13 protein-coding genes are annotated in these 16,684 nt (G+C 56.6%); 3 read left to right on the top strand and 10 right to left on the bottom strand.

Annotated features, from left to right (window positions below):
• Nucleotides 1-27: 27 nt before the first annotated feature.
• The 4 genes from dnaE to AZE99_RS06315 all read right to left on the bottom strand — a co-directional run bounded on the left by dnaE (nucleotide 28) and on the right by AZE99_RS06315 (nucleotide 6,209).
• Nucleotides 28-3,531, bottom strand: coding sequence for a DNA polymerase III subunit alpha (gene dnaE / locus AZE99_RS06330; protein WP_067198990.1), 3,504 nt, complete (start codon nucleotides 3,529-3,531; stop codon nucleotides 28-30).
• Nucleotides 3,532-3,707: 176 nt separating this feature from the next.
• Entirely contained in the window at nucleotides 3,708-4,181 is a 474-nt protein-coding gene (locus tag AZE99_RS06325; protein ID WP_067198988.1) for a glutathione peroxidase, read from the bottom strand.
• Nucleotides 4,182-4,279: 98 nt separating this feature from the next.
• Nucleotides 4,280-4,966, bottom strand: coding sequence for an ABC transporter ATP-binding protein (locus AZE99_RS06320; protein ID WP_067198986.1), 687 nt, complete (start codon nucleotides 4,964-4,966; stop codon nucleotides 4,280-4,282).
• Nucleotides 4,959-6,209 carry a lipoprotein-releasing ABC transporter permease subunit gene (locus tag AZE99_RS06315; RefSeq protein WP_067198985.1) on the bottom strand — a complete coding sequence of 417 codons (1,251 nt, stop codon included), beginning with the start codon at nucleotides 6,207-6,209 and terminating at the stop codon, nucleotides 4,959-4,961. Before AZE99_RS06315 ends, AZE99_RS06320 begins: the two co-directional genes overlap by 8 nt.
• A 507-nt stretch (nucleotides 6,210-6,716) precedes the next feature.
• Here AZE99_RS06315 and AZE99_RS06310 point away from each other — a divergent pair.
• Nucleotides 6,717-7,196 carry an Hsp20 family protein gene (locus tag AZE99_RS06310; RefSeq protein ID WP_067198983.1) on the top strand — a complete coding sequence of 160 codons (480 nt, stop codon included), beginning with the start codon at nucleotides 6,717-6,719 and terminating at the stop codon, nucleotides 7,194-7,196.
• A gap of 166 nt (nucleotides 7,197-7,362) precedes the next feature.
• On the opposite strand, the gene AZE99_RS06305 is transcribed toward AZE99_RS06310, so the two are convergent.
• The 4 genes from AZE99_RS06305 to tpiA form a co-directional block, all read right to left on the bottom strand.
• On the bottom strand, nucleotides 7,363-8,058 hold the full coding sequence (locus AZE99_RS06305; RefSeq protein WP_067198981.1) for a Crp/Fnr family transcriptional regulator: 696 nt from the start codon (nucleotides 8,056-8,058) through the stop codon (nucleotides 7,363-7,365).
• 132 nt (nucleotides 8,059-8,190) lie between these two features.
• Nucleotides 8,191-9,822, bottom strand: a complete 1,632-nt coding sequence (locus tag AZE99_RS06300) for a CTP synthase (protein ID WP_067198979.1) — start codon at nucleotides 9,820-9,822, stop codon at nucleotides 8,191-8,193.
• Nucleotides 9,823-10,000: 178 nt separating this feature from the next.
• Nucleotides 10,001-10,393, bottom strand: a complete 393-nt coding sequence (gene secG, locus AZE99_RS06295; RefSeq protein WP_067198977.1) for a preprotein translocase subunit SecG — start codon at nucleotides 10,391-10,393, stop codon at nucleotides 10,001-10,003.
• Nucleotides 10,394-10,638: 245 nt separating this feature from the next.
• Nucleotides 10,639-11,385 (bottom strand): triose-phosphate isomerase, encoded by a 747-nt coding sequence (tpiA, locus tag AZE99_RS06290; protein ID WP_067198975.1) that lies wholly within the window; start codon nucleotides 11,383-11,385, stop codon nucleotides 10,639-10,641.
• A gap of 153 nt (nucleotides 11,386-11,538) precedes the next feature.
• Between tpiA and AZE99_RS06285 the strand changes: the two genes are divergently transcribed.
• The gene (locus AZE99_RS06285; protein ID WP_067198974.1) at nucleotides 11,539-13,482 is read left to right on the top strand and encodes a peptidylprolyl isomerase; all 1,944 of its coding nucleotides are present in this window, start codon (nucleotides 11,539-11,541) and stop codon (nucleotides 13,480-13,482) included.
• Between the two features lie 7 nt (nucleotides 13,483-13,489).
• Nucleotides 13,490-15,040, top strand: a complete 1,551-nt coding sequence (trpE, locus tag AZE99_RS06280) for an anthranilate synthase component I (protein ID WP_067198972.1) — start codon at nucleotides 13,490-13,492, stop codon at nucleotides 15,038-15,040.
• Between the two features lie 276 nt (nucleotides 15,041-15,316).
• Here trpE and AZE99_RS06275 read toward each other — a convergent pair whose 3' ends face one another.
• Both AZE99_RS06275 and AZE99_RS06270 read right to left on the bottom strand, forming a co-directional pair.
• Nucleotides 15,317-16,096: an alpha/beta fold hydrolase gene (locus tag AZE99_RS06275; protein ID WP_067198970.1), complete on the bottom strand. Its 780-nt coding sequence runs from the start codon at nucleotides 16,094-16,096 to the stop codon at nucleotides 15,317-15,319.
• A gap of 216 nt (nucleotides 16,097-16,312) precedes the next feature.
• Nucleotides 16,313-16,615 (bottom strand): polyhydroxyalkanoic acid system family protein, encoded by a 303-nt coding sequence (locus tag AZE99_RS06270; RefSeq protein WP_067198968.1) that lies wholly within the window; start codon nucleotides 16,613-16,615, stop codon nucleotides 16,313-16,315.
• Nucleotides 16,616-16,684: the final 69 nt, after the last annotated feature.

Here is a 16,684-nt window from a genome sequence, read left to right as displayed (position 1 = left end):
TTTGGCCGGTTTCTGGTATGTTTAGGGCTAGCTGACAAGCCTTAATTTGGGTTTCGCTACCCGCATTGGTCGGGCCGGGCCCAATCGGACACCGGAGATACCTTTTACCCGATCCAGCATCTCCACGGTTTCGGCATCCAGACGGAAGGACCTTCCTAGACAGACTTGAACAGGGTCGCCGTCTGGTCCAGCCATCAGCGCCACCAGTTCGCTCTGGCCGCCAACCAAAGGCGCCAGCAAATTGGTCAGTTCATGCAATCCCGCGATATCATGGACTTCCAGTTCCATGCGTGTCCGGGTCGTTTTCTCCAGTCCGTCCAGCGGCTGAACCGTTCGGATCGCAACACGCGGATTTTCATCTTCCGACTGCTGGTCCAGCTCAACCTTGAGCAGAGCGCAGCGGCCCTGCTGCGCGAGCTCTTCCAGAATCTTGCACTGGTCTTCATCAAAGCAACTGGCGGAAAACTGGCCGCTGCTGTCCGACAGGTCGGAAAGCGCGAATCTCTTGCCCCTGCGGCTGTCGCGCCAGCGTACTTTCTCGACGAGCGCCGACATGACCGCCGGCTTGCGAATCCCTTCGCCAATCGGGTCCCCACTGCAAAGGCTGGCATAAGTCTGCGCGCCTAGCGAAGCGGCAACCGCCTGGAACTGGGAAACCGGATGCGAGGAGAAATAGAAGCCGAAGGCATCGCGTTCATGGATCATGACCTCGTTGAGCGACCAGTTGCTGTTCTCCGGCAATCGTATCGCCTGCATTTCGCCGCCGGCGCTGCCTTCTCCGAACAGGCCGCCCTGCCCGCTTTCACGCGCGTCGGCAGCGCTATTGGCGACCGACAGGATCATGTCTGCGCCGTCATAAATCGCGGCGCGATTGGGTTCCAGATCATCAAACGCACCGGCCGAAGCAAGGCTTTCCAGCTGGCGCTTGTTGAGGCCGTGCGGGTCAATCCGGTTGGCAAAATCCTCGATCGACGAGAACGGGCCATCCTCGGCGCGTTCGGCGACCAGGGACTGCATCGCCTTCTCGCCGACATTTTTCAGACCTGCCAGCGCATAGCGGACGGCAAGCAAAGCTTCCGGCTGTTCCTCGACGGAAAAATTGGGCCGGCTCTTGTTGATCGCGGGGCCCAATACGGTGACGCCCAGCCGCTTCATATCGTCGACAAAGATGCTGAGCTTGTCAGACTGGTGCATGTCGAAGCACATCGAGGCCGCGTAAAATTCATGCGGGTGATGCGCCTTCAGCCAGGCGGTCTGATAGGCGAGCAGCGCATAAGCGGCAGCGTGGCTTTTGTTGAAACCATAGCCGGCAAATTTGTCGATCAAGTCGAACAGCTCATTGGCCTGCTCGCTGTTCAAACCGTTTTCCGCGGCACCCGTCACGAACCTTTTGCGCTGGACATCCATTTCCGCCTGGATTTTCTTGCCCATGGCCCGGCGCAGCAAATCTGCTTCGCCGAGCGAATAGCCGGCGATGATCTGCGCGGCCTGCATAACCTGCTCCTGATAGACAAAAATCCCGTAGGTTTCCTTGAGAATATCTTGCAGCAGCGGATGCGGATAGGCGATTTCGACGCGGTCGTTCTTGCGGTCGCCGAACAGGGGAATATTGTCCATCGGACCTGGCCGATAGAGCGAAACCAGTGCGATAATATCACCGAAATTGGTCGGCTTCACGGCCGCCAGCGTGCGGCGCATGCCTTCCGATTCCAGCTGGAACACGCCGACAGTGTCGCCGCGCTGAAGCAGCTCGAAGACTTTCTCGTCTTCCCAGCTGAGACTATCCAGATCGACTTCCACGCCGCGTTCTGCGAGCAGCTGGACGCCCTTTTTCAGCACGGAGAGAGTCTTCAGTCCCAGAAAGTCGAACTTCACCAGCCCGGCTTTTTCGACAAATTTCATGTCGAACTGGGTCACCGGCAGATCCGAGCGTGGATCGCGGTATAGCGGCACCAGCTGGTCCAGCGGGCGATCACCGATCACCACGCCGGCAGCATGGGTCGAGCTGTGTCGTGGCAGACCTTCGAGCTTCATGGCCAGATCAAACAGCCGCTTCACGTCCGCCTGCTTATATTCCTGCGCCAATTCCGAAATACCGTTGAGCGAGCGCTTCAAATCCCAGGGATCGGTGGGATGATTGGGTATCAATTTGGTCAGCCGGTCGACTTGCCCATAAGGCATTTGCAGCACCCGGCCGACGTCGCGCAGCACGGCGCGCGCCTTCAGCTTTCCGAAGGTGATGATCTGGGCAACTTGCCGGTCGCCGTATTTTTCCTGCACATAGCGAATGACTTCACCGCGCCGGGTTTCACAGAAATCGATATCGAAATCCGGCATCGAAACCCGTTCCGGATTGAGGAAACGTTCGAACAGCAAGCCGAGTTTGATCGGATCGAGATCGGTGATCGTCAACGCCCATGCGACAACCGAGCCAGCGCCCGAACCACGACCCGGCCCGACTGGAATATCCTGATCTTTCGCCCATTTGATAAAGTCGGCAACGATCAGGAAATAGCCCGGAAATCCCATGCTGACGATCACATCAAGCTCGAATTGCAGACGGTCGAAGTAAACTTTCCGCTCATCCTCGTCCGACAAGTCCAGAATTGCCAGGCGCGCTTCGAGACCAGCGGTGGCATCACGGCGCAATTGCTCGATCTCTCCCGCCAGATCGCCGGCCAGACTGGGCAGGATCGGATCTCTTTTCGGCGGCGAGAATGCACATCTTTGCGCTATGACCACAGTGTTCTGTAACGCTTCCGGGATGTCGGAGAACAGATCCTCCATCACCAGTGCGCTTTTCATCCAAAGATGTTTGGATGGTTTTTCGCGGTCGCCATTTTCGACATAAGCGGACTGCGCGATACATTTCATCGCATCATGGGCTTCGTGAAAATCAGGATCGGAAAAACAGCTCGGGTTGGTGGCGACCAGAGGAATGTCGCGATCCATAGCCAGTGTGACGAGACCGGATTCCGCAGCCATTTCGACCGGATCTTCGCGGCGGGACAGTTCTATATAGAGCCGTCCGGGAAAATATTCCTGTAATAATGAAAGATAGGATTCGGCTTCCGACTGCTGTTCTTCCGCGATCAATCGGGCGAGCGCGCCTTCACCGCCACCGGTCAAAGCGATCAAGCCGGCGCTGTGATTTCCCAGCATATCCATCCCGACATGCGCTTCCAGCTCGTTGGGCCGATCGAGATGGGACGCTGAGACCAGCTTGCAGAGATTTTCATATCCCTCCGCATCCTGCGCGTAGAGTGCGAGCCAATCCAGAACCGGCTTGGCCGGGTCGCCGCTGCCCGGTCGCGCAACTCTGAGGAAGCAACCGGTGATGGGCTGCACGCCTTGCGAACGACAGCCGTCATCAAAAGCCATTGAAGCGAAAAGGCCAATCCTGTCGCAAAGCGCAACCGCCGGGAAACCACGCTCTTTTGCTGCAGCACCGATAACCGCCGGCTCCATCGCACCGTCGAGGATCGTATAGGCAGAAAAGGCGCGAAGATGGACGAAAGGGATTTGGACCATGGCGTCAGACTAGCGTGATAATAAGGTCTTGCATATGCTGACCGTGACCAGAATCTTAACTATCGACTATTTGTCCACAGTATAGTTGGCGGATCGCCAATTCGGATCGCGTTCCCCCGTCTGTTTCAAACGATCGGGATCTGATCGCGGCGAACAATCGCCTCGGGCGGCGGCGCTTACAGGAGCGCTTCAATCTCGCTTTTCAGCTGTTCCGGCTTCACCGCCGGACCGTAGCGCGCAACGACATTGCCTTCGCGGTCGACCAGGAACTTTGTGAAATTCCACTTGATCCGGGAACCGAGAAGACCGGATTTTTCGGATTTCAAATATTTCCAGAGTGGATCGGCATCATTGCCGTTCACATCAATCTTGCCCATTAACGGAAAGCTGACATCGTAGTTGAGCGAGCAGAAATTCTTTATTTCTTCGGCATCACCAGGCTCCTGATTCCCGAATTGATTGCAGGGAAATGCCAGTATTTCGAGACCCTTGTCCTGATATTCCTGGTGCAGTTTTTCGAGCCCCTCATATTGCGGTGTAAACCCGCATTTCGAGGCGGTGTTCACTATCAAAAGCACTTTGCCCTGATGGGCGGACAAGTCCTCCATTGAACCATCCGCTTGCTTCACCTGAAATTCCGTAACCTTCATATGCGCCCCGCATCGTTTGTTTTTTTAGGTTTTGCTCGCCCACAGATTGATACTCACACGTAAAAAGTCAAAGCCAATCTCGTTTCGACCTGAAAAACCTAGGTTAAAACTCCCTCATGGAGCCGGACGACCCGATCCATTTTGGCGGCCATGCGTTCATTATGCGTCGCGATCAATGCAGCACTGCCTTCCTGCCGCACCAGTGCGATAAATTCAGCGAGAACCAAATCGGCTGTCGCTTCATCCAGATTACCGGTGGGCTCATCGGCCAGCACCAGTTTTGGGGCGTTGGCCAGAGCGCGGGCAACCGCAACGCGCTGTTGTTCACCGCCGGATAATTTGCTGGGATTGTGGTCCAGTCGCTCGCCCAGCCCCAGGCTGCGCAAAAGTGTTTCCGCTCGTGCTTCGGCCGCTTTCTGGCTCACCCCTGCAATCAGTTGCGGCATCACTACATTTTCGAGTGCGGTAAAGTCGGGTAGCAGGTGATGGAACTGATATACGAAACCCAGCAAATCGCGCCTGATCCGCGTATGGCCGCTTGCTGGCAATTGTGCGGTCTCTTCGCCGTTGAGCTTGATCGATCCTTCGAAGCCGCCTTCGAGCAATCCGACCGCCTGCAATAAAGTTGACTTTCCCGAACCAGAGGGGCCAACCAGCGCGACTATTTCATTCGCATGGATATCGAGATTTACGCCGCGAAGCACCTCGATCACGACGTCGCCTTGCACAAAGCTGCGCTTCACATCGCGCAATTCGACGGTTTTTTCGATTGTCTTGTCACTCATAGCGAAGCACCTGAACCGGATCGGTACTGGCGGCCTTATAGGCGGGATAGAGAGTCGCCAGAAAACTGAATAATAATGCCAGTCCGGCGATACCGACGACTTCCATCGGATCGGTCCGCGCCGGCAACTCGGTCAGAAAGCGGATCGACGGATCCCAAAGATTTTGCCCGGTGATGATCTGAACGAAATTGATTACATTTTGGCGGAAATATATCGCAATCAGGCCGAGCACGATTCCCGCGGCTATTCCGAGCGTGCCGATGGCGGTTCCGACAGTGACGAAAATCCGCACCAGTGACGCTCGCGACGCACCCATGGTGCGGAGGATTGCTATGTCTCTGGTTTTTGCGCGCACCAACATGATCAGCGACGACAATATGTTGAAGACGGCAACCAAAATGATGATCGACAGGATCACGAACATCACCACCCGCTCGACCTGCAGCGTTTCAAACAGGGAAGCGTTCATCGTCTGCCAGTCGGTGATAACGCCGCGATCAGCTACCCTGGGCACCAGGGGTGCAATAATTTTCCCGACATTGTCAGCATCATCTGTTTTGATCTCGATCATCCCGATCTGGTCACCCAGCAGAAGTAACGTCTGAGCGTCTTCCATCGGCATCATCACCAAAGCCTTGTCATAATCATAGACACCGACCTCGAATATCGCGGCCACCTCATAGGCAATCTCTCGTGGCATCGTTCCGAACGGCGTGGACCGACCCTGCGGATTGATAACAGTGATCCGGCTTCCTACCTGTGCCCCTAGTGTTGTTGCCAAGCGGCTGCCGATACCGACGCGCCCGGCGCCGGGCTCTAGGCGCGACAAATCTCCGGCCACAGTTTTTCCGTCCAGCGTGTCATTGTTCAATATGTCGGGCACCAGCATGCCGCGCACCAGCACTGCCTCGACTCGTCCGTTGAATGTAGTCAGCAAAGGCTGCTCAATCATCGGTGACGCGGAGACCACACCCTTGGTTTCGCGGGTTTCCTCAAGCAACTCGCGCCAATCCGGCAGACGGCCCCCATAGCCCTGGATAACAGCATGGCCATTGAGTCCGACGATCTTGTCAAACAGTTCCGCGCGGAAACCATTCATGACGCTCATCACCACGATCAACGCGGCAACGCCCAACATGACTGCGACCAGACTGATACTGGCAACGAGGAAAATAAATCCTTCCCCCTTGCCGGGCAACAGATAGCGTTTTGCGATGACCCATTCATAACGGGATAGGAGCATGACTTGGGACGACTTCCTTGGATCAGGTTTCCCTGCCTTTACGGTTGCTGGCCGGGGCAAGCAAGTGGCATGGTGGGAAATATGCTGTTGCCGATAAGACACAAGCAGTGATCAATCTTCTGAAACGCCCAAATTTATCATGACAAATTTATGTCAGTCGATCAGAGATGGTTACAGAATCAAACATCTCGATTAACGGGTCATGGTTCAGGGATCCCTTCCGGTTCCGCCAAATGTTGGGGGACACGCGGCGTTGAATAGGACGGGAAAACAGGGGGCGAATTATTTCGTCACCATTTTCGCCCGGGTGCTTATTGGCATCCGGGCGTTTTTTTTGCGCTGATTATTTTCTAAGCCCTTGTGAATTTGTCTTTTTCTTCCTCTTGAAATCCAGCAGCTTGATCATATCTTTATTGTTGTGAGACGCCATTCGGGTTTCACAGCAACGAACCGGATGCCGCATTTGCGGGTCCAAATTTACATTGCTCAATTTTAGAGGATATAGATATGAACCGTTTTGACTTTACCCCATACCGCCGCTCGACCGTAGGTTTTGACCGGCTGTTCGACCTTCTTGAAAATAATGCTCGCGCGCAGCAATCCGAGAATTACCCGCCGTTCAACATCGAACGCAGCGGTGAAGATCAATATCGGATCACGCTCGCCGTCGCCGGCTTCAAGGACGATGAAATCGAAATCACCGCCCAGCAAAATTTGCTGCTCGTGGCCGGCAACAAGCAAGCCGAAGACCATGAAGGCAAGCAATTCCTGCACATGGGCATAGCCAACCGCAACTTTGAACGGCGCTTCGAACTCGCCGATTTCGTCCGCGTCGAGAATGCCGAGCTGGCCGATGGCCTGCTGGTGATCGACCTGGTCCGGGAAATTCCGGAAGCGATGCGGCCGCAGACAATCGCCATTAACAAGGGCGACAATGTCACCAAGATTGCTGACAAGCGGAATAAGAAAGAAGACAAGGCCGCCTAAGTCAGGCTTTCATCAAAAAACAGAGGCAGCCAGAGCAATCTGGCTGCCTTTTTTTATCAGCTGTAAAATGAAATGGGGCAGCCGGATGAGGATCCGACTGCCCCTGACACCCGCTTGGTGTCACTCTTGACGATAATTAGCCCGGGTCGCAAAAGGCCAATTTTCGTCAAGAATCTGCTTCGGCTATATTGGAAAGCGTCGCATGGTCCAATATCCGGACCTTTCCGCTCTCCACTGCCACGATCTGGCCTTCCGACCAGGCGGACAGCTGCCGATTAATATGTTCACGCGACATCCCGGCAAAGTTACCGAGTTCGCTCTGGCTCAGGTCCAGCTTCAGCCGCCCTTCTTCTGCGCCGACTACCGATAGCCTCAACAGATAGCGTGCCAGCCGTGGACCAGATGTATACGCCCGATCACCTTCGATCATGCTGTTGGCCATGCGGATCCGCTTGGCCATGACTTTCAGCAGCCGCAGCGCCATGCTTTTGTGTTTTTCCAGAATTTCTTCAAAGGCTTCCCGAGTTATCGAAAGCGCCGACGTCGGTTCGATGGCGGTCACGCTGGCCGTCCGCTCGCCGCCGTCGAGTAGCGCGATTTCACCGAGGACCTGCCCGGCTTCCGCATAATCGAGAACAACTTCATAGCCATTGCTGGCGATCATGCTGGTGCGCGCATTACCTGACAATAATATCAGGAGCGAGTTTCCAGGATCGCCTTGCATTATTAATTCATCCCCTTTTTTATATTGCACAAAATGCCCACGCAATATCAAGTCGGCCAACTCGGCCTCGTCACAATCAGCAAACAGACTATGGTCGGCCAATATGTTTGCCAGTTCTTCGGCTTTCACTGCACCCATCCCTCGGTCCTGTCTGGAAGCTTTTGCCAGCTCCCTTGCACCGTATTCGCGTGACAATAGTCACATCCTGTAAAATATATTGGACAGATTCGACATCTGCCAACATCTAGCGAAAACAATTGTTTTATGTGCCTAAACGAGACGGCTTTGCTGCAATGCCGCAGCAATGAAAGACGCAAAAAGCGGATGGGGATCGAAAGGTTTGCTTTTCAGTTCCGGATGAAACTGGACGCCGACAAACCAGCAATGGTCCGGTCGTTCAACGGTTTCCGGCAACTCGCCATCAGGAGACATGCCCGAAAAGATCAGACCGGTTTTCTCCAGCCGTTCGACATAGCCCTTGTTTACCTCATAGCGGTGGCGGTGGCGTTCACTGATTTCGCGGCTGCCATAAATTTCGCTGATTTTTGAGCCGGGCTGCAACATCGCATCATAAGCTCCGAGTCGCATGGTACCGCCCATATCGCCACCGGCTTCCCGTTTTTGCAGACCTTCTTCGGTCATCCATTCGGTGATCAGCCCCACGACCGGCTCTTCGGTTTCACCAAATTCGGTTGTCGACGCCGTGTCAATGCCGGCCAGATTGCGGGCCGCTTCGACGCAGGCCATTTGCATGCCGAGACAGATACCGAAAAACGGAATGTCATTTTCCCGGGCAAATTTGACCGAACCGATCTTGCCTTCGCTGCCCCGTTCGCCAAAGCCACCCGGCACAAGAATCGCGTGAAGCGGCTCCAGTTTGGTGGCCAGATCCTCTTCATTCTCGAACATTTCCGCATCGAGCCAACGAACCTGCACTTTCACCCGATTAGCCAGGCCACCATGAAAAAGCGCTTCCTGGAGCGATTTATAAGCGTCCTGCAAGCCGACATATTTGCCGACCACGCCGACAATCACTTCGCCTTCCGGATGTTCGATCCGCTCCATCACATCGTACCAGCGTGACAAGTCAGGCTCCGGCGCATCATCGATGGAAAAGGCGCGCAGCACCTCCCGGTCCAGACCTTCCCTATGATATTGCAACGGCACGTTATAGATATTGCTCGCGTCCAGAGCCGGGATCACCGATTCTTTCCTGACATTACAGAATTGAGCGATCTTGGCCCGTTCGCTTTCGGGCAGCGGATGCTCGCAGCGGCAGAGCAATATGTCCGGCTGGATACCCAGCGATGTCAATTCCCGGACGCTGTGCTGTGTTGGCTTTGTTTTCAGTTCACCGGCCGCGGCAATATAAGGCACCAGCGTGACATGGACGGAAATTGCATTGTCCCGGCCAACCTTGTTGCGCAACTGTCGAATCGCTTCGATAAACGGCAGGCTTTCAATGTCGCCAACCGTGCCGCCAATTTCGCACAGCACGAAATCTATGCCATCCAGCTTGTCTTCGGCAAATTCCTGGATCGCATCTGTGACGTGCGGAATGACCTGTACCGTCGCACCGAGATAGTCGCCACGGCGCTCCTTGGTGATGATCGATTGATAGATTCGGCCCGAGGTGACATTGTCGGACTGCAACGAAGGAACGCCGGTAAAGCGCTCATAATGGCCGAGATCGAGGTCGGTCTCCGCCCCGTCGTCGGTGACATAGACTTCGCCATGCTGATAGGGCGACATCGTGCCCGGATCAACGTTGAGATAGGGGTCGAGTTTCCGGATTCGCACGGAATATCCGCGAGCCTGCAACAGAGCGCCGAGGCTCGCCGCCATCAGACCTTTGCCAAGAGAGGAAACCACACCGCCGGTAATGAAAATATATCGCGCCATGGGAGAAAAGGCTTAAGCCGTTAACCCCACATATGGCAATCCCGCGAATCCGGAAAAGCGAAATAAATATTATTAGGAGATGGTCATTTTCCGCTCATTGAGCGGTTAACAAACCAACGTTCACAGCTACAGCTGTGACACCTGGAGAATCAAACTCTGTCGAAAGCGTTGAGAAAACTTATTGGTCGAGCGGAATCGAACCGTCCGTGCTGGTTGCTGGTGCTTCTTCTGCCGCTGCTGCAGCGGCTGCCGCCAGTGGATCGTCGCCGACCAGAGGCACATCATCAGCCGGAGCGGAAATCGGCGCCGTATCGCGTTGCAGACTCTGGTCAATCGATTCAACCTTGCCTTCCGCAGCAGCCAGAACCGCCAGCGTGATCGACAAGGCGACAAATAATACCGCCAGAACCGATGTCGTCCGGGTCAGCAAATCCGCTGCGCCGCGCGCCGACATCATGCCCGACGGAGAGCCGCCGACACCCAGTCCGCCGCCTTCGGATTTCTGCATCAATATGACACCAACCAGCATGGCGGCTACAATGGCTTGAAGGACGGTGAGAAAAAGAAACATGGGTTTTCCGAACTAATATAGCGAGCAAGCGCTCCGACGTGCAGCGCACATAGCGATTGCCCCGTCCGAGTTCAAGCGATGATCCACTCCCATGCAACAGACAAAGATTGTCAAACTTCGGGCCAGGGAAAGCCGCGAACACATGTTGCCAGATAGAATCTCACAAATGAAGGAAATCAAATTCTGGACGGATTGGCCATCCGTTTTCTTCGAGACCGGGACATAGGCCTTCATATCGAGATTGTTCAGGCTGCTGCAGCCGCCTCGATAATCGGACCGAATTTCGCTGCTGTCAGACTTGCGCCGCCGACGAGTCCGCCATCGACATTGGCAATCGCCAGCAACTCGGCTGCATTGCCGCCGTTCATCGATCCGCCATAGAGGATGCGCACGGCGTCGCTACCCTGCCCCATCAATTCTGCGAGCTTCGCCCGGATCGCGGCGTGCATTTCTTCGACATCGCTAGCTTCGGGAACCCGGCCGGTGCCGATCGCCCATACCGGTTCATAGGCAATAGTCAGCCAATCTGCACTGGCATGCGCGGGAAAGGAACGGGCCAGCTGGATCGTGACAATGTCTATCGCCTGTCCGGCATCGCGCTCCTCTTCGGTTTCACCCACGCAGATAATCGCTCCCATACCGGCCGCATGGACCGCTTCCGCCTTGGCCTTTACCTCGGAATCGCCTTCCTGCTGATCGGCGCGACGTTCGCTGTGACCGAGAATCGCATAGGTTGCTCCTGCTTCCTTGAGCATGGCGGCGGAAAGACAGCCGGTATGCGCGCCGCTCTCGGCAAAATGGCAATCCTGCGCGCCAATGGCAAAGCCGGGGTTGGCCTGCACAGCCGGGCCAATCAAAGTCGCCGGGGGACAGATGCCTACATCAGCGCCTTCATGATTGGCTGCGATCGCGGCAATGGCCGCTATGTCCGAAAGCTGCGCGCGCAGTCCGTTCATTTTCCAGTTGCCGACAATATATTTGCGGTTTGCCATGATGCCCTCAGCCTTTTCTATTTTCCTGATGCTCGCCCGCTAACAAATATCCATGCGCTTGCCAATTTCCTTCCGCAGTCTTTTGCTTGAACCACAAAGCCAAGCCGCCTAAAGCAGGCGCAAATCCAACTCCCGCAATGGAACCTATCTTTCATGATCAGTTTTTTCCGCCGTATTTTTTCCTCGAAGCTGGGTCTTTTCCTGACCTTCTGCTTTGTCGGGTTGATTGCCATTGCCTTCGCCACGGCAGACGTGTCGAGCAGCGGCACATTCGGCGGGGTCACCGGCTCCGGCACCGCTGCAAAAGTTGGCGACAGCAAACTGACCAGCGCGGAGCTCAGCCAGTCGGTCAACAATGCCTTTCGCGGCGAACAGCGTGAGAATACTGGCCTCGATCTCAAGAGCTTTATCAACGGCGGTGGATTTGACGATGTATTGGAACGGCTGATCAACAGCTTTGCCATTGCCGATTTCGGTACCAAATATGGCATGGCCGCTGGCAAACGGCTGGTCGATGGCGAAATCGCCAGCATACAGACCTTTCAGGGTGCAGATGGTCAGTTCAGCGAAGAAAATTTCCGGCGCGCCTTGCAGCAGCAGGGTATAAACGAAACCCAACTGCGCGATGATTTCACGCGCAATCTGCTTGCTGACCAGCTGTTGACCGCAGCAGGTTTCGGGGCGGCGGTTCCGCAAAAGCTGGTCGTACCTTATGCCTCTCTGTTGCTGGAATCCCGCGAAGGACAGATCGCCACCATTCCGTCGGTTGCGTTCATTGACAATAGCAAGCCGGCAAAGGCAGCTGTTGAGGCCTTTTATGCCAAGAACGCCTCCCGCTACACGATTCCCGAACGCCGGACGATCCGCTACGCTTTGTTCGAAAAATCCCGGTTCAACGACAAGATCAAGCCAACCGAAAAAGAAATTGCCGGCTATTATAATCTCAACAAGGTCCGCTATTCTGCCAGCGAGACCCGCAATCTCAACCAGGTCATTGTGCCGACAGAAGCAGCGGCAAAGGCACTGGCCGCCAAGATCAATGGCGGCACGACTTTGGAACAGGCTGCCCAGTCAGTCGGCCTGTCTGCCGCCGAAGTGGGATCGGTCAGCAAGACCGCCTTTGCCGGCAGCGCATCGCAGGCTGTCGCCAACGCCGCATTTGCGGTTCGATCCGGCGCCATTGCCGGGCCGGCGCAAAGTGCGCTTGGCTGGCACATAATCAAGGTGACGGATATCAAGCAGACCCCTGCCCGCTCGCTCGACCAGGTCCGGACCGAGATCGTCAACGAACTGACTCGCGAAAAGATCGAAGAGGCAATGGCGGAATTGACCGTGCGCATGGAGGACGAGTTTGCTGACGGAGCGACGCTCGGCGACATTGCCAAAGCGGAACAGCTCAAAATTGAATCCACTCCTGCTCTCCTCGCCAATGGCCAGAACCCGAATGACCAAAATTACCGGCCAATCCCGGAAATGCAGCGGATATTGCCGATAGCTTTTGCATTGGAAGAAGATTCCGATCCGCAGGTGGTCGAAATCATTCCCGGCCAGCAATATGCCGCTGTCGATGTCTCGGAAATCACCGAATCCGCGCCGCCGCCGCTGGCACAGATCGAGCAGCTGGTGACCCGCGACTATATGCTCGACCAGGGATCGAAGAAGGCGAAAGCCGTCGCGGACAAGATTGCCAAAGCGGTCAGTGGTGGCACATCCCTGTCCAAGGCCGTGGTCGATGCCGGGGTGAAATTGCCCGGCATCCAGAAGATCAGCTCGACCAGAGCGGACCTTGCCCGGCAAAGCCAGCAGGGTCAGGTTCCTGCGCCGCTCAGCCTGATGTTCAGCATGGCGCAGGGCACAGCCAAATCGCTGGCAGCGCCGCGCGATCAAGGTTGGTTCGTGGTTACCCTCGACAAGCTCAATCGTGGCGATGCCTCGAAACGCGAAGATTTGCTGAACGCGACAAAGACCCAGTTCAAGCAGGTGTTCGGTAACGAATATACCGCGCAGTTCATCAACGCGATGAAGGCGGATATTGGTGTGGAACGGAACGAGAAAACGCTCACCGCGCTGAAAAACCAGCTGCTCGGCGGAAACTGACCCACCTATGGCGGGCAGTTTCGGACTTGAAGCGGCGCGCGCGGCACTGGACAGCGGCAAGCCGGCGCTGATCTGGCGACGGCAGGTTGCCGACACCGAAACGCCGGTGTCAGCGGCCCTGAAGTTGATGGAAGAAGGCCGCGGCGACTATCTGCTCGAGTCGGTTGAAGGCGGGGAAACGCGCGGACGCCACAGCATGATCGGGCTAGCGCCTGATCTGGTGTTCCGGGCTGATGGCGAAAAAGCCGCGATCAACCCTAAATGGCTGCAGGACCGCGAAGCCTTTGCCCCGGAAAGCGGCGACAGCCTCTCGGCCTTGCGCAATCTGGTCAAGGCCTGCCAGATGGACGTGCCGGAAGATCTGCCCCGCGCCCTCGCCTGTTTGGTTGGCTATTTCGGCTATGAAACCATCGGGCTGGTCGAGAAGCTCCCCCGCGCGCCGCATTCCGAGCTCGACCTGCCCGACATGCTGTTTGTGCGGCCCACCGTAATCCTGATCTTTGACCGGCTGGCCGATGAATTGTTTGTGGTGGCACCAGTGTGGCCCGAGAGTGACGGCGATAACGAAGCCAAGATTGCTTCAGCGGAACAACGACTGGACGAGGCGCAGCGCGGACTGTCCCTCCCCGTTCGTCCTGAGCTTGTCGAAGGACAAGTCTCAGCCACCAACGAGGCTAACGTCGACAATCTCAGCCCGAACGGCCCGGAATTCACCCCGCAAATCTCTGCCGAGAAATATGGCGAGATGGTGCTGCGCGCCAAGGACTATATCGAAGCCGGTGATATCTTCCAGGTGGTGCTGGCCCAGCGTTTCACCACGCCCTTCACCCTGCCGCCGATCGAACTCTACCGCGCGCTCCGCCGGATCAATCCGTCCCCTTTCCTGTTCTTCCTCGACCTGCCCGGCTTTGCCCTGACCGGTTCGAGCCCGGAAATCCTGGTCCGCGCGCGCGATGGCGAAGTCACCATCCGGCCGATCGCCGGCACCCGCCCGCGCGGCAAGAATGCCGCCGAGGACAAGGCGAACCGGGACAGCCTGCTCGCCGACCCCAAGGAACGCGCCGAACATCTGATGCTGCTCGATCTTGGCCGCAATGATGTTGGCCGGGTGGCATCCGCGCACAGCGTCGAGGTTACCGACAGCTATACCGTCGAGTTCTACAGCCATGTCATGCACATCGTCTCCAACGTCGTTGGCGAACTGGCCCCGGACAAGGATGCGCTCGACGCCCTGTTCGCCGGCTTCCCCGCCGGCACGGTCAGCGGCGCGCCAAAGGTCCGCGCCTGCCAGATCATCGCCGAACTCGAACCCGAAACCCGCGGCGCCTATGCCGGCGGCGTCGGCTATTTCTCCCCCGACGGCAGCATGGACAGCTGTATCGTCCTGCGCACCGGCATTGTGAAGGACGGCACGCTGCATGTGCAGGCGGGCGCGGGGATCGTGGCGGATAGCGACCCCGCCTATGAGCTGGCCGAATGCCGGGCCAAGGCCGGGGCGTTGCTGGCGGCGGCGAAAGAGGCGGTGAAGCGAGCGCGGGATGTTGGTTTCGGGCAATAGCTTAAAAGTTCGCTATGGCCGCAAATAGGGGCATGGCGCGTGCAGTTCCTGTCCGTCGGCTACCGTCCGAATATCAGACATTCGCCGAAACACGATTTTATGTCCGCTTCGCGCCCCAATTTCGGCCATTCGACTCGCCTGTTTATTACCCTGAAAGCTGCCACCCGTTCAGGTGGCAGGCGACGGCGGCTTTCGCTCCAATAAGCGCCAATGCGGGGTAAGCCCATATTGGAGTCTTCGAGCTGCTAATCCGCCTATTGCAGCGTCAATATGACACTAGTCATCGGTTGCTTCCAGAATGACCTTGACCGTCTCCTGTGGCTGATCCCACATAGGAAAGTGTCCGCTGCGCTCAAACCAGTGGATCGTTGCTCCAGGAAAGGCCGCCATCGCGCGGTTCGCCTGCTGCGGTAGACACAACCGATCCTTGCGTCCCCAGCCGATTACAACTGGTGAAGGCGTGTTCGCAGAACCCTGCTGATTTGCGCCGGTAGCGAGATCCTTCACAAGCGAGTTGACGATACGCGTATCCGCCAATGACCTTAGTTCGTGCGCGACGAATGCGGGATCGAGCGCCCACGGCCTTGCGGAAAGCTGGACCAGGAGCGCGCTCCGACCTGCGATATTTCCGGTAATGGCAGGAAGCGCCGGTCGCAGCGCCCGAACCAGAGCAATCGATGCCGTTATAGTGGTCCTGAAGAACTTACGCTCCCATCCTTGCCAGAAGCCACCTGGATCCAGAGCGACGACCGCGCCGGCCTTGCCGCGTCGCGCCATCTCGAGCACCATGCGAGCGCCCATGGAGCTGCCAACCATATCGATCCCTGTGAGTTTCTCAGCCCCGAGCCAATTGTCCAAGCTGCGCGCCAGCCCGTTAAACGTCCCACTGTCGGCCTCTTCGGGTGTCTGCCCGTGCCCTGGCAGGTCCAGGGCGATTACCTCCCTCACTTGGGCAAGCGCAGGCAAGATCGTATCCCAAGAGCGGTAAGTTCCCCCCAGTCCATGAACAAGCAGAAGTGGTTTTCCGCGGCCTATGCGCGTGTGGTGTAAGGTCATGTGAAAGTAACACCTTACAACGGGTTAAGTTCCGCTCGGCCCACGGCTGTCCATTTTGCCGAGTGGTTCGCCAAGAGCGGATAGTCCGTTACCGGCCCAGAAGCTGTAATACGGATCGCTCATCTTGAATGACCGCTCCCCACCCAATAGCAGACGTCAAAGACGAACAGCGCTTCAGCACACTAACGGCTTAAACCTATTCTTAGCCAACCAGACTCACTCCAGCATCTTCGGCGCTTCCTTCTGCAGCTTGGCCTTTATCTTGTTGGCGAACATCGCCAGCATCGGCGGCAGGTCGAGAACGGCGTAGACCTCGTCTTCACGGACATGCATGTCGCTGATGATGCGCTGGCCGATGGCCTCCAGGGTGAAGTGGAGATGATCGCCTTCCCAGTGATGGTCGGTCAGGCTGGCGCCCGGGATGACATCGCTGAGCGTGTGGATGCCGCTGCCGATGCGGTTCCTGGCTTCGGCCAGACCCAGTTTGTGCGGAATGTTGACGGTGACGGGCTCGCCCATGAAATATTCTCCCTTTTCGGTGCTTTATCAGCACTCGGTCGCACGTCAAAGCTTGGCGAGAGCGGAATT

Origin of the sequence: Sphingorhabdus sp. M41 (genome assembly GCF_001586275.1) — a bacterium.
GTDB lineage: Bacteria > Pseudomonadota > Alphaproteobacteria > Sphingomonadales > Sphingomonadaceae > Parasphingorhabdus.
Note: the sequence above shows the minus strand (reverse complement) of the source record. Positions and strands in the feature narration are given on the sequence as shown.